The 13143-nt window shown below is 62.3% G+C and carries 11 protein-coding genes; 6 read left to right on the top strand and 5 right to left on the bottom strand.

Going from position 1 to position 13143, the window contains the following annotated elements; all coding sequences use genetic code 11:
• Positions 1-154: 154 nt before the first annotated feature.
• Complete coding sequence (locus APH30_RS28265) at positions 155-415, bottom strand: DUF2798 domain-containing protein (protein ID WP_082416233.1); 261 nt, start codon at positions 413-415, stop codon at positions 155-157.
• Between the two features lie 114 nt (positions 416-529).
• Between APH30_RS28265 and APH30_RS21905 the strand changes: the two genes are divergently transcribed.
• A complete protein-coding gene (locus APH30_RS21905; protein ID WP_054913751.1) occupies positions 530-1459 on the top strand; it encodes a LysR family transcriptional regulator in 930 nt (309 codons plus the stop codon).
• A gap of 220 nt (positions 1460-1679) precedes the next feature.
• On the opposite strand, the gene APH30_RS21900 is transcribed toward APH30_RS21905, so the two are convergent.
• The 3 genes from APH30_RS21900 to APH30_RS21890 form a co-directional block, all read right to left on the bottom strand.
• Positions 1680-2945, bottom strand: a complete 1266-nt coding sequence (locus APH30_RS21900; RefSeq protein WP_029886693.1) for an OmpP1/FadL family transporter — start codon at positions 2943-2945, stop codon at positions 1680-1682.
• Between the two features lie 147 nt (positions 2946-3092).
• Complete coding sequence (locus APH30_RS21895; RefSeq protein ID WP_029886692.1) at positions 3093-3575, bottom strand: hypothetical protein; 483 nt, start codon at positions 3573-3575, stop codon at positions 3093-3095.
• Positions 3576-3825: 250 nt separating this feature from the next.
• On the bottom strand, positions 3826-4050 hold the full coding sequence (locus APH30_RS21890) for a hypothetical protein (RefSeq protein WP_009686213.1): 225 nt from the start codon (positions 4048-4050) through the stop codon (positions 3826-3828).
• Between the two features lie 946 nt (positions 4051-4996).
• On the opposite strand from APH30_RS21890, the gene APH30_RS21885 reads away from it, so the two are divergent.
• Entirely contained in the window at positions 4997-5416 is a 420-nt protein-coding gene (locus tag APH30_RS21885) for a tetratricopeptide repeat protein (RefSeq protein WP_047149702.1), read from the top strand.
• Between the two features lie 160 nt (positions 5417-5576).
• Entirely contained in the window at positions 5577-6950 is a 1374-nt protein-coding gene (gene rmuC / locus APH30_RS21880; protein ID WP_161893205.1) for a DNA recombination protein RmuC, read from the top strand.
• Here the strand turns inward: rmuC and APH30_RS21875 are convergent.
• Positions 6922-10398, bottom strand: coding sequence for a PAS domain-containing hybrid sensor histidine kinase/response regulator (locus tag APH30_RS21875; RefSeq protein ID WP_054913750.1), 3477 nt, complete (start codon positions 10396-10398; stop codon positions 6922-6924). The two genes, rmuC and APH30_RS21875, sit on opposite strands and share 29 nt — an antisense overlap.
• 237 nt (positions 10399-10635) lie before the next feature.
• Here APH30_RS21875 and APH30_RS21870 point away from each other — a divergent pair, with 237 nt between their 5' ends.
• The 3 genes from APH30_RS21870 to APH30_RS21860 form a co-directional block, all read left to right on the top strand.
• Complete coding sequence (locus tag APH30_RS21870; RefSeq protein WP_029886688.1) at positions 10636-11367, top strand: GntR family transcriptional regulator; 732 nt, start codon at positions 10636-10638, stop codon at positions 11365-11367.
• 99 nt (positions 11368-11466) lie between these two features.
• Positions 11467-12741 (top strand): MFS transporter, encoded by a 1275-nt coding sequence (locus APH30_RS21865; RefSeq protein ID WP_054913749.1) that lies wholly within the window; start codon positions 11467-11469, stop codon positions 12739-12741.
• A gap of 23 nt (positions 12742-12764) precedes the next feature.
• On the top strand, positions 12765-13143 hold a 379-nt coding region (locus tag APH30_RS21860), incomplete at its 3' end, for an amidohydrolase (RefSeq protein ID WP_156326600.1).

Here is a 13143-nt window from a genome sequence, read left to right as displayed (position 1 = left end):
GATCAAGATCAAGATCAAGATCAAGATCAAGATCAAGATCAAGATCAAGAGCCAGATCAAGAGCCAGATCAAGAGCCAGATCAAAAGCCAGATCAACAGCTATGCGGGGGTTGAAGATGTGGGCCAGCGCCACCTGTACCAGCGGTGGGCAACCTCACTTGGCATGCACCGTGATCGCCACCAGCCGTACAACCACCGGCCTCACCATCAATACACAGACAAACGCCACCGGCATCGCCAACTGATAGGCCTTCAATACATTGCTCAGGTAGTCCGGGGTAACGCCAGAGTTCGCTGCTGTAATAACAAAGCTCATCAATAACGCCATGATCGAAGACATGTAGAACGCGAAAACATAGGGCGTGGCGACGGGGTGCAATTTGCGGCGGCGGCGGGTGGGGGACAGATCGTTCATGCGTACTCCTTGAAGTTAAGTGAAGCCGCAGGCTAGCAACCCTCGCAATGGCAGCAGTAGACCAGCAATACTGAGTTCTTTATAAAGAGATGCTTACGAATCAAGGGCCACTGCATGGACCTGCTCAACGCCATCCGTTGCTTCATCAAAGTGGTCGAAGCCGGCAGCATTGCCGCTGGCGCCCGTAACCTCGGCCTCACCCCGGCAGCGGTCAGCCAGAACCTCGCCCGCCTGGAAAGCCACCTGCAGGTGCGCCTGCTTACCCGCACAACCCGTAGCATGTCCCTGACACCCGCAGGCAACCAGTACTACCAACGTGTCAGTCATATCGAACGTGATCTTGCCGAAGCCGAGCAGGCCATCACCGCCCCAGACAGTGAACCCCAAGGCCGACTGTGCATTGCTTCGACCTCGGCGTTCGGTCGCCATGTAGTGGCTCCCCTGATACCCGCCTTCAGCGCCCGCTACCCACTGCTTTCGATAGAATTGGTAACGACCGATCGGCGCGTCAACCATGCCCGTGAAGATGTCGACGTGAGCCTGCGCATCACCCCGCAGTTGGAAGAGCAGCTGCTGGCCAGGCACATCGCCCGTATCCCGTTCATTTGCTGCGCCTCACCCGGCTACTTGCGAAGCGCCGGCCTACCGAGCACGCCTGAGGCCCTGCGCGATCACCGGTGCCTGGTGTTCCGCTACCCGGTGGACGGCCGCCTGCTACGTTGGGGGTTCATGCGCGACGGGCTGCGCTTCGAGCCGGTGTTCGGCAACGTGCTCATCAGTGACGACATCGATGCGCTGACCCACATGGCCGTGCATGATGGTGGTATTACCCGCCTGGCCGAATTCATCGTGCGGCCACATCTGGCTTCAGGTGCGCTGGTGCCGTTGTTTGAATACAGCGACAACGGCCAGGCATACGCCCAGACCGAGCCGATGGACATCTACCTGTGCCTGGCAGACCGCTTTGCCATGACGCCTGCTGTGCGCGTGTTCGCGGCGTACCTGCGTGAACACCTGGCTGACACCTGGCAGGTCCAGGCGTGAAAAAACCGCCACGAGGGTAATGCCAGTCAGTTAAGTAATTTGGGGCCGCTTTGCGACCCTTCGCGGGCACGCCCGCTCCCACAGGGGATGGCGCTTTTCTTGAGTTCAGCGCTAAACCTGTGGGAGCGGGCGTGCCCGCGAAGGGCTGCAAAGCAGCCCCAATAACGCTTAACTGACAGGCATCAACCGCGAGGGCGGTTTTTTCAGGCAGCGCGTACCGTCAGAAACGATAGGTAAGCGACGCACCGACACCGTGCGCGCTGTTCTCGTACTTGGCCTGGTAGCTGCCCTTGGTTGCGCTGACCTGGTTGACCTTGGTGTCTTCTTCCCAGAGGTAGGAATAGGCCACGTCAATGGTCATGTCGTCATTCGGGCTCCAGCCTGCGCCCAGGCTGAACACCTTGCGATCACCTGTCGGGATGCGCGGCGAACGGTCGTGGTTGTTGGTTGGCGACTGGTCAACGGTAAAGCCGGTACGCAGTACCCACTCCTTGTTGACCTTGTACGATGCACCAATGGCGTGTGCCCAGGTGTCGTGCCAGTTCTGCTCTTCGGTGATGGTCTGGAATGCCGAACCTGCCAGTGGCGCAGGCACATCGTTCTGCACGGTGATGTTTTCCAGGCGGCTCCAGCGGGTCCAGGTGCTGCCCGCGTAGAGGGTCCACTGGTCATCGAGTTCGTGAGTAACCGAAAGGTCGACCGATTCCGGCGTCTTGATCTTCAGGCTGGCATCGAACTTGTTGCCGTTGAACGGCCCGATCAGCGGGGTGCTGACGCGGGTCTTGCCTTCCAGCTTGTAGTCGACCATCGAGTGGTAGGTCAGGCCGACGCGGGTGCGGTCGGTGGCCTGCACCATAAGGCCGATGTTGTAACCAACGGCAGTATCGTCACCCTTGATTTTCACTTCACCATCGTTGCGGCCCGGGGTGAATGGGTTGATCAGGCTGGAGCCCAATTCACCCTTGATGCGGTTGATGGTTGGACCAAAACCGATCGAGACCTTGTCGTTGAAGGCGTAGCTGACGGTAGGCTGGAAGGTGACGACCTCGACGTGGCTCTTTTTGCCCCAGTAGCGCGCAGCATCATCGCTGCCGTAGTCGGTTACCAGGCCGAACGGCACATAGACACCGAAGCCGACGCTCCAGTGGTCGTCGATAGGTTTGACGTAGTAGCCCATGGGCACGCCAACGACCGGCACCATGTCACCATCGGTTTCCCCCCCGAGGTTGCTGCCTGGCCCGGAAATGTCGGTTTTGGCGATGACGGCTGCGCCGCCCACGGTGAACTGTTCACGTTTGAGGCGGGACATGCCGGCCGGGTTGCCAAACACGGTGCTGGCATCTTCGGCAGAAGAAGAACGTCCCGCGAAACCTGTCCCCATGCTGCTGATGCTCTGTTCGTTCAATGCAAAGCCGCTGGCGAGCAGTTGGCTGGATGCAAGAGCAACGGCTACGCCGAGGGAGGTTTTGAGCATTACTTTTTTCATTATTAGAAAACTCCTTGGGATCTCCGGGGCGAAAAGCTACCAACAAATGACGCGCCGCGCTATAGCCTGAATCGCAGGAGTTAGAGCGGTTTTGTAGGACAATCCGACCAAAATTCCCTTTTTTCCGGCTGTGATGTAGGACGCTTCTCAAGATGCCTGGGGCAATCTTTGATCCACGCAGGTGTGCCAAGCATGAGTGAAGTCGCGCAAGCGGCCTTGGGGGTAGAAAATCTGACGCCATATGCGCGCCAGTGCCAGTAAATCGTCAGCGGCGGGCAAGGGCATGGCGTGTTCTTCGACGAGCATCCAGGCAATGGCCGTGGAGTATCGCAGGTTGACCGTAAGCTCGAGGTGCGGGCCGCCCAGGAAGGCATGCTGGCTCGCCAGGCCCCGGACCAGGCTGGCCAGGTCGGGATCACGGGCCAGGTAGTTATCCCACAGCGCTTGGTGGCGGTGTTCGCCAATGCGGTAGAGGCCGTGCCCGCGCCGGTCGTGCAAGGCAGCCCCGAGTGCCGACTGGCTGGCGGCAATGCCCAGTAACAAGGCTTCAGCGCTGGCGCAGTGACGGTTCAGGTAAACCAGGGTGGGCCGTATCACATACTGACACAATTCATTCGCCGCAATACCCATGATGCCCTCGAACAGTAAAGGGCCGGACGGGCGCTGGAGCTTGGCAGCTGGTGAAGGAGTCAGGCCCGCCGGAAGCGGCAAGTACCGCTCGAGTTGAAGTGTAGTGTGATAATCGTGGTGTAAAGAGCTGTTTTTAAATCGATTGCTGCCTGACGTTGCGGGGTATATGCCCTAAGGCAATTACGCCGTGAACGTTCAGGCAGGTAGACGATGGCATGATTCAGCGTATGAATACTGCAGCATTCGCCGCTCACGCGGTGAGCGACTGGCGAGTCCTTGCAATGACTGCCTGCAAGGGTTCATTGCGGCTGTACTGTTCAGGGTACAGGCGCTCGGTGTGGCAGGCGACGCCGTGTTCGTCTACCAGGGTAAAGCTGAAGCTGCCTTTGCGTGGGGCAACGATAAGGCACTTCAACGGCGAGAAGGCCTGGGAAAGGGTGCCAATGGCAGCCTGAATTTGATGATGAGTTTGCATATTGTTGGATGTTCCTGCTTTAAACACGGGGAGTATGATCCGTGCATGATAGAAACGTTCCAGTGACGCCATTATTAAGGGACGAGCGAACCTGACTGGAACAGGGCAGCCAGAGGGGGCGCAATCAAATGTGGGCGCTTGGGCTGACTGGTAGGTACTTCAGAAGGCAGGCAGCACGCCGAGGCCAAGGTTCGCGGCCATCGGGATGGGATCCTGATCAATCTGTCGGGTGATTCGTGCCTGACCAGCCTGTGGCTGGCGAGTGAATCATCGAATGGGCCGTCCTGGTTTCAGCAGGGCCGCACTTGGGAGGTGGGCGACTGCAAGGACATTGGGCCAGAATTGACTTTCAGCTTGGTACTAACGAGGCGGACTGTACAGTGAATGAGTGCGCTTGGCAAGCACTGCGTCAGTATTGGGTAGCCGAGCAGTATGGCCTGAATTTGCCAGGCTGGGAAGAGGGTGCAAATGGCCCGTATCGCCACGGATGTGCCCATTGCGTGCATTCAAATGAGGGCTCACGGTGCATTTGTTCACATTCGGTGCAGGGCTTGTAACAGCACCGCAACAACCCCTGCCGACTTCGCCAATGCCTTGACTGCGTGGTTAAGTCAATGAAAAAAAACACTATTTTCAGCTGGTGAAAAAATCGTCAGTTTGACTGAAGCCCACAGTTTACGGGGGTTTGCGGGGTGTGTCATAGGGTTGTCCACCGAGTTATCCACAGGAACTGTGGATTGTCCCCGGCACTTGCTCTAGCACGGGCGTATCAGCTACGCGCCGAGCTGTCCGACAATCGCTAAGCCTGGATGACTAGCCCAGCCATTCGCCGGCGAACGTCAAGAAAAGATCATTTAAAATTTTTTTCATTGTTCCGGATTCGACAGGCCATAGCGAAAAAAAAAGCGTACAGTGGCGCGCCTTTCGCACTGCCTGACGTGTTGCCATGAAGTTCCGCAGTAAACACCTCGCCAACTCCGCCGCCCCTACACCACCCCCTGACGCCAAGCGGTTCAGCTTGAAAGTGGCCTTGTGGCTGCTCGATAGCCCGCGCCTCGGTGACAAGCCCCAGGTCAAGCATCTGGCGGGCCGCCTGCTGAAGCAGCCGGCCCGCCAGGGTGTGGTGGTGGCGCAAAGCCGGCTTGGGCAAATGCTGTGCCGGGATTGCGGCAATGCCCGTGACCGGCGCATTGGCCATGAGTTACTGCGCCAGGCAGCGCGGGCCGGGGACCGGCGGGCGCAGCTGGAATACGCGCGGTTGTGCCAGCACAACGCGCCGGCGCAGGCGCGTTACTGGCTGGAGCTTGCGGCGGGGCAAGGTTCGCAGGAAGCGCAGCGGCTGCTGGGGCAGTGGTTTGCGGGTTGAAGGCTGATAAGCTGCAGACAATTTGCACAGCGCGTTCGGGGTAAGCATGACAGTGGATCTGGCCAGCATTCTGCTCGGCGTGGTGGCAGGGGCTTTACCCTGCCTGGGGTGGATCATGCAGCTCCAGCGCCGTCAGGGGGCACGGCAGGGCGAGCAGGCATTGCTGGAGGAGCGACTCAACGCCGCCCAGTTGGCCCAGGCCGGGCTGCAAGCGCAGCTGGATGCCAGCCGCGACGAAATCAGCGACCTCAGCGAAGCCAATACCCTCAAGCAGAGCCAGCTGGCCGCCCAGGGCCGTGAGCTGGAGTTGCTGCAGATCGACCGCGACAACGCCCGCGACGCCGCCCATGCCTGGCACCTCGAACGCGCCAACCGCGAAGCCGAACTGCGCCGCCTGGAGGCGCAAAGCGCACGCCTGGAGGCTGAACTGCGCGAACAGCAGGAAAGCCACCAGCAACGCCTCGAAGACCTGCAAGAAGCCCGTGACACCCTGCGTGCCCAGTTCGCCGAAATGGCCACCAAGATCTTCGACGAGCGTGAGCAGCGCTTTGCCCAGACCAGCCAGCAGCACCTTGGCCAGTTGCTCGACCCCCTCAAGGAACGCATCCAGTCGTTCGAAAAACGGGTCGAGGAGAGCTACCAACAGGAAGCCCGGGAGCGCTTCTCGCTGGGCAAGGAGCTGGAGCGCCTGCAACAGCTCAACCTGCGCCTGTCCGACGAAGCTACCAACCTGACCCAGGCACTGAAGGGCCAGAAAACCCAGGGCAACTGGGGCGAGTTGATTCTCGAGCGGGTACTGGAGCATGCCGGCCTGGAGAAGGGCCGTGAGTACCAGACCCAGGTCAGCCTGAAGAGCGCCGATGGTGAGCGCTTCCAGCCCGATGTGCTGATCATGCTGCCGGGCGACAAGCAGGTGGTGGTGGACGCCAAGGTCAGCCTCACGGCCTACCAGCAGTTCGTTTCCAGCAATGACGAGGCCGCGCTCAAGCAGCATGTGCAATCGCTGCGCAGCCATGTCAAAGGCTTGTCGAGCAAGGATTACAACCGCCTCGAAGGCCTGCACAGCCTCGACTTTGTGTTGCTGTTCGTGCCCATCGAGGCGGCCTTCTCGGCGGCCCTGCAGGCGGAGCCTAACCTGTTCCAGGAAGCCTTCGACCGGCAGATCGTGATCGTCAGCCCCACGACCTTGCTGGCGACGTTGCGGGTGATCGACAGCCTCTGGAAGCAGGAACGCCAAGGCCAGAACGCCCGGGAGATCGCCGAGCGGGCCGGCTGGCTATACGACAAGTTCGTCCTGTTCATCCAGGACCTGGACGAGCTGGGCAGTCGCCTGCAACAGGTGGACAAAGCCTATGCTGCGGCGCGCAACAAGTTGTGCGAGGGGCGCGGTAACCTGGTAAGCCGCAGCGAGCAATTGAAGTTGCTCGGCGCCCGCGCCAGCAAAAGCCTGCCGCCCGACCTGCTGGAACGGGCGCTGGCCGACGCGGCGCTGGCCGATCAAGCGCTTACTGAACCAGGCTCAGATGGCGATTGAGCATGGCGCGCAGGGCCGCAGGCTTGACCGGCTTGGCCAGGTAGTCGAGGCCGGACGCATGCACCAGGGCAATGGTTTCCTTGCTGCCGTCGGCACTGATCACCACACCCGGTAGGGGTTCACCCAACCGCGCACGTAGCCAGCCCATCAGCCCGGTGCCGGTCTCGCCGTCGTCCAGGTGGTAGTCCACCAGCGCCAGGTGCGGGCGCAGGCCGTGGTCCAGCAAGGCGGCGCATTCGGCCTGGTTACGCGCAGTAGACACCTGGCAACCCCAACGGCTGAGCAGGCTGTTCATGCCGATCAGAATGCTGTCTTCATTGTCTACGCACAGTACCTGCAAGCCTGCCAGCGGCTGGCTCGCCTGTTCCAGCGGGGCGGGCTGTGCCGGCGCGGCCTGGCGGGCGATGGGCACACTGACCCGAAACACCGTACCTTTGCCTGGCCATGAACGTACTTCCAGTGGGTGGCCGAGCACCCGGCACAGGCCGTCGGCGATCGCCAGGCCCAGGCCCAGGCCCTTTTCGGCACGGGTCTGGTGGCTGTCCAGGCGCTTGAACTCCTGGAAGATCACCTGCAGCTTGTCGTCGGCGATGCCTGGGCCGCGGTCCCAGACTTCCAGCCACAGCCGCCCGCCCTGGCGCCGTGCCCCCAGCAGAATCGGGCTTTTGCCATAGCGCAGGGCGTTGGTAAGAAAGTTCTGCAGCACCCGGCGCAGCAGTTTCATGTCACTGTCCACCCGCAGGCGGCTGCCGCGCAGGCGGAATTCCAGGCCCTTCTCGGCAGCCAGCAGCTTGAACTCGGCGCCGAGGGTGTCGAACAGTTCGGTAAGGGCGAAGGGCTTGGCGTCTGGCGTGATCTTGCCGTTTTCCAGGCGCGAGATGTCCAGCAGGTCGCTGATCAGCTCCTCTGCCGAGCGCAGCGAGCTGTCCATGTGCTGCACCAATTGCCGGGCTTCTTCATTCATGCCTTCGGCCTGCTGCGACAAGGCGGCGGAAAACAGCCGCGCAGCGTTCAACGGTTGCATCAGGTCATGGCTGACTGCAGCCAGGAAGCGGGTCTTGGACTTGCTGACCGCTTCGGCCTGGCTCTTGGCTTCGGACAATGCCTGGTTCAGTTGCGACAGTTCATGGGTGCGCTCGGCCACCCGTTGCTCCAGGCCTTCGTTGGCATCGCGCAGTGCCTGTTCGGCCTCGCGGAACGGCGTGATGTCGGTGAAACTCATGACGAACCCGCCCCCGGGCATCGGGTTGCCGATCAACTCGATTACCCGGCCGTTGGGGAACAACCGCTCGGAGGAGTGCGCACGGCCCTGGCGCATCCAGTGCAGGCGGCGCGCCACGTGCACCTGTGCCTCGCCGGGGCCGCACAACCCGCGCTCGGCGTTGTAACGGATGATGTCGGCAATCGGCCGGCCGACGCTGATCAGCCCCTCCGGGTAGTTGAACAGCTCCAGGTAACGGCGGTTCCAGGCCACCAGGTGCAGGTTCTGGTCGACCACGCTGATGCCCTGGTTGATGTTCTCGATGGCGCCCTGCAGCAGGGCGCGGTTGAACTGCAGGACTTCGCTGGCTTCATCGGCGATGCGTACCACGTCTTCCAGCTGCATGTCGCGGCCTTCGATGGCCGCCTTGACCACCGCGCGGGTCGACGAGGTGCCCAGCACGCCGGCCAGCAGCCGTTCGGTGTGTTCGATCCAGTCGCCGTCCGCGTTCTGGTTGGGGTTGAAGCCCTTGCCCTGGCGGTAGGCAAAGCGGATGAAGCTCTGCCGGGCGCGCTCTTCGCCGACAAAGCGCGATGCCAGGGTCAGCAGGTCGTCGATCTGTACCGCCAGCAGTGGCTTGCTACTGGGCCGGGCGCTGGTCTGCTGGCCAATAAAGCGGCCAGCCTGCCAATGTTCGGACACCCGCGTGCGCGACAGCAGCGACACCCAGGCGAACAGGGTGAAGTTGCCCGCCAGCGACAACACCACGCCCTGGGTCAGGGGGCTGATTGGCAGGTTCAGCGGGTTGCCGTGCAGCCAAGCCAGCCCTGGGAATACCTGCAGGGGCCAGCCCACACTGTGCGCGGCAATCGGCAACACCAGGGTGTAGAACCACAGGAAGATACCGGCAGCCAGGCCGGCAAACACACCGCGGCGGTTGGCCTGCTTCCAGTACAGTGCGCCGAGCATGGCCGGGGTCAATTGGGTCACGGCGGCAAACGCGATCTGGCCGATGGTTGCCAGGCTGGCGGTCGAGCCCAGCAGGCGATAGCTGACATAGGCCAGCAGCAGGATCACCACGATGGTCACCCGGCGCACCGAGAGCATCCAGTGACGGAACGCTTCGAACGGCCGTTCGGCATTGTTGCGGCGTAGCAGCCAGGGCAGCAGCATGTCGTTGGAGACCATGGTCGACAGTGCCACGGCCTCGACGATGACCATGCCGGTGGCTGCCGAGGCGCCGCCGATGAACGCCAGCAGGGCCAGGCTCGGGTGGGCCTCGGCCAGCGGCAGGCTGATCACGAACGAGTCGGAAATCACGGCCCCTGGCAGCAGCATTTGCCCGGCCAAGGCAATCGGCACCACGAACAGGGCAGCCAGCCCCAGGTACAGGGGGAACACCCAGCGGGCCAGGCGCAGGTCTTGTGGTTCGATGTTCTCCACCACGGTAACGTGGAACTGGCGTGGCAGGCAGATGATCGCCATCATCGCCACGGCGGTCTGCACCACCATGGAAGGCCAGTTGATGGTCTCCTGCCAGTAATCCTGCAACTGAATCGACTGGCGTGCCTGGCTGAACAGGTCGCCGAAGCCGTCATACAGGTTGAACACCACGAAGATGCCCACAGCCAGGAAGGCCAGCAGCTTGATCAGCGATTCGAAGGCAATGGCCAGGACCATGCCACGGTGGTGTTCGGTCACGTCCAGGCTGCGCGTGCCAAACACGATGGCGAACAGCGCCAATACCAGCGACACCACCAGCGCGGTGTCCTGGACGCGTGTGCCGGTGGCGTCGGCACTGGCGCCGATCAGCAGGTTCACGCCCAGCACGATGCCCTTGAGCTGCAGGGCGATGTAGGGCAGCACGCCAACCAGGCAGATCAGCGCCACCACCACCGCCAGGGTCTGCGACTTGCCATAGCGTGCGGCGATGAAGTCGGCGATCGAGGTGATGTTCTGCTGCTTGCTGATCAGCACCATCTTCTGCAACACCCAAGGCGCAAAAATCAGCAGCAGTACCGGGCCCAGGTAGATCGGCAAGAACGCCCACAGTTGTTCGGCGGCCTGGCCAACGGCGCCGAAGAAGGTCCAGCTGGTGCAGTACACGGCCAGCGACAGGCTGTACACCCAGGCACGCAGTTTGGGCGGCAACGGCGTGCTGCGGCGGTCGCCATAGAAGGCGATGGCGAACATGATGGCCATATAGGCCAGGGCGACCACGGCGATCAGCCCGCTGGACAACGACATGAAAACTCCGAAGCAATAAGATAACGCGGTCCCGATCTACCAGTCTGGCACGCCGGTGGCGCTTCGTCAGCGCCGACGATGGTCGCAGTGGCGCGTGGTCGCAGGGCCCGGCTTCGTTGACCGGTATTGGCCCTGTCGCGAGCGAGGCAGGTGGAGGATTGACAGCCCGGCATACGCGGGGAATACTGCCTCCAGAATTCATATATATGTTTATATAACAACAAGAGAGCGAGACCCATGCACCCACTGTCCGGTGATGCTCGACTGCCCCGTTACCAACAACTGCGCGACCACTTGCTCGAGCAGATTGCCAACAACCGCTGGCGCCCAGGCGAAGCGATCCCGACTGAGGCTGCCTTGGCCACCGAGTTCGACATGTCAGTCGGCACCGTGCGCAAAGCTGTGGACGTACTGGTGGCTGAAGGCGTGCTGGAGCGTCAGCAGGGGCGCGGTACCTTCGTGCGCCGCCCGCAATTCCAGTCTTCGCTGTTCCGGTTCTTCCGCTTCGAAGCCGCCAATGGCCAGCGCGCGGTGCCTGAAAGCCGCATTCTTGCCATCGAGCCGATGACCGCGCCTTCGGCGGTCGCCGAAGCACTGGGCCTGGCGGTTCACAGCGAGGTGATCCGAATTGTCCGTACGCGCCTGCTCGGCGCCCAGCCGGTACTGGCCGAAGAAATCTGGTTGCCGCGCCAGACGTTCCAGCCGTTGCTGGAGGTCGACCTGAACAGCGAGGGGCCGCTGCTGTACCCCCTCTACGAAGCACTGTGCGGCCAGGTGGTCGCCTACGCCGAAGAAACCCTCACCGCCGAAGCGGTTGACGCGGCGCATGGCCGTTTGCTGCAACTGCCGGCCGGCAGCCCGGTGGTGGTGATCGAGCGCCTGGCCCGTGACTACGCCGGCAAGCCGCTGGAATGGCGCCGCTCACGCGGCCATGCGCAGCACTTCCGCTACCGCATCGACATTCGCTAAGCCGGCGGCTGCACCCCGTTTCCCTCTGCGCCGTGCACACGCGGCGCGGTGGCTTCGCTTGCCTGGCGGTCACAGGCACACACTAGAAGGATAACAATCATGTTCAGTTGGTATCGCCAGATCACCTCGCGGGAACGCAAGACATTCTGGGCCTGTTTCGGCGGCTGGTCGCTCGATGCGCTGGAAGTGCAGATGTTCGGCCTGGCCATCCCGGCGCTGATCGCCGCGTTCTCCCTGAGCAAAGGCGATGCCGGCCTGATCAGTGGCCTGACCCTGGTGACTTCGGCCATCGGCGGCTGGCTGGGTGGCACCTTGTCCGACCGCTACGGCCGCGTGCGGACCCTGCAGTGGATGATCCTCTGGTTCTCGTGCTTCACCTTCCTCTCGGCGTTCGTCACCGGTTTTTACCCCTTGCTGTTGGTCAAGGCCATGCAAGGCTTCGGTATCGGCGGCGAGTGGGCTGCCGGCGCCGTGCTGATGGCCGAAACCATCAACCCGAAATACCGCGGCAAGGTCATGGGCACGGTGCAGAGCGCCTGGGCCGTGGGCTGGGGCCTGGCCGTGGCACTGTTCATGCTGATCTACTCGCTGGTGCCGCAGGAATTTGCCTGGCGGGTGATGTTCTTCGTCGGCCTGTTGCCGTCGTTGCTGATCCTTTGGGTACGCCGCAACGTGCCCGAGCCGGACAGCTTCCAGCGCCTGCAGAACGCCAATGCCATCCCTGCCAGCTTCCTGCACTCCATGGCCGGCATCTTCCGCCCGCAGCTGTTGCGCGTGACCTTGCTGGGCGGCCTGCTTGGCCTGGGCGCCCATGGTGGGTACCACGCGGTGATGACCTGGCTGCCGACCTTCCTCAAAACCGAGCGCAACCTGTCGGTGCTGAACTCCGGTGGTTACCTGGCGGTGATCATCCTGGCCTTCTGGTGCGGTTGCGTGGTCAGCGGCCTGCTGATCGACCGCATCGGCCGGCGCAAGAATATTCTGCTGTTCGCCCTGTGCTGCGTGCTGACCGTACAAGCCTATGTGTTCTTCCCGCTGACCAACACGCAGATGCTGTTCCTCGGCTTCCCGCTGGGCTTTTTCGCCGCCGGTATCCCGGCCAGTCTGGGGGCGTTTTTCAATGAGCTGTACCCGGCCGAGGTGCGCGGTGCCGGGGTGGGCTTCTGCTACAACTTCGGCCGCGTACTGTCGGCAGTGTTCCCGTTCCTGGTCGGCCACATGAGCGAGTCGATGTCCTTGGGCAGCGCCATTGGTATCGACGCTGGCATCGCCTATGGCGTGGCGGTGATCGCCGCCTTGTGCTTGCCGGAGACCCGCGGGCGCACCCTCGAAAATGCCACGGCGCCGAACACCGCCGGGGCAGTTGCCAAATAACCTGACTTTTCTGTATGAGAGCCATGCCCGACGTACCTCCTTTACACCTGAGCGCGATCGACAGCCACGCCCACGTTTTCAGCCGTGGGCTGGCGCTGGCCAGTGAGCGGCGGTATGCCCCTGATTACGATGCGCCGCTGGGCGACTACCTGGGCCAGCTGCTGGCCCATGGTTTCAGCCATGGCGTGCTGGTGCAGCCGAGTTTCCTCGGCACCGACAACCGCTACCTGCTCAGCGCCCTGCGGGCGGTGCCGCAGCAACTGCGCGGGGTGGTGATGCTGGCGCCCGATGTCGAGCCACACACCCTTGCCGACATGGCCCGGTCAGGCGTGCGTGGTGTGCGCCTGAACCTGATGGGCCAGGCCCTGCCGGACCTGACCAGTGGCCGCTGGCGATCGCTGC

This window comes from Pseudomonas sp. NBRC 111127, from assembly GCF_001320345.1.
Taxonomy (GTDB): Bacteria; Pseudomonadota; Gammaproteobacteria; order Pseudomonadales; family Pseudomonadaceae; genus Aquipseudomonas; species Aquipseudomonas juntendi.
Note: the sequence above shows the minus strand (reverse complement) of the source record. Positions and strands in the feature narration are given on the sequence as shown.

What these genes read in the sequence shown, in the direction of transcription:
- APH30_RS28265 (WP_082416233.1), bottom strand. Translation starts at nt 415, where the DNA reads ATGAACGATCTGTCCCCCACCCGCCGCCGCCGCAAATTGCACCCCGTC.
- APH30_RS21905 (WP_054913751.1), top strand. Translation starts at nt 530, where the DNA reads ATGGACCTGCTCAACGCCATCCGTTGCTTCATCAAAGTGGTCGAAGCC.
- APH30_RS21900 (WP_029886693.1), bottom strand. Translation starts at nt 2,945, where the DNA reads ATGAAAAAAGTAATGCTCAAAACCTCCCTCGGCGTAGCCGTTGCTCTT.
- APH30_RS21895 (WP_029886692.1), bottom strand. Translation starts at nt 3,575, where the DNA reads ATGGGTATTGCGGCGAATGAATTGTGTCAGTATGTGATACGGCCCACC.
- APH30_RS21890 (WP_009686213.1), bottom strand. Translation starts at nt 4,050, where the DNA reads ATGCAAACTCATCATCAAATTCAGGCTGCCATTGGCACCCTTTCCCAG.
- APH30_RS21885 (WP_047149702.1), top strand. Translation starts at nt 4,997, where the DNA reads ATGAAGTTCCGCAGTAAACACCTCGCCAACTCCGCCGCCCCTACACCA.
- APH30_RS21875 (WP_054913750.1), bottom strand. Translation starts at nt 10,398, where the DNA reads ATGTCGTTGTCCAGCGGGCTGATCGCCGTGGTCGCCCTGGCCTATATG.
- APH30_RS21870 (WP_029886688.1), top strand. Translation starts at nt 10,636, where the DNA reads ATGCACCCACTGTCCGGTGATGCTCGACTGCCCCGTTACCAACAACTG.
- APH30_RS21865 (WP_054913749.1), top strand. Translation starts at nt 11,467, where the DNA reads ATGTTCAGTTGGTATCGCCAGATCACCTCGCGGGAACGCAAGACATTC.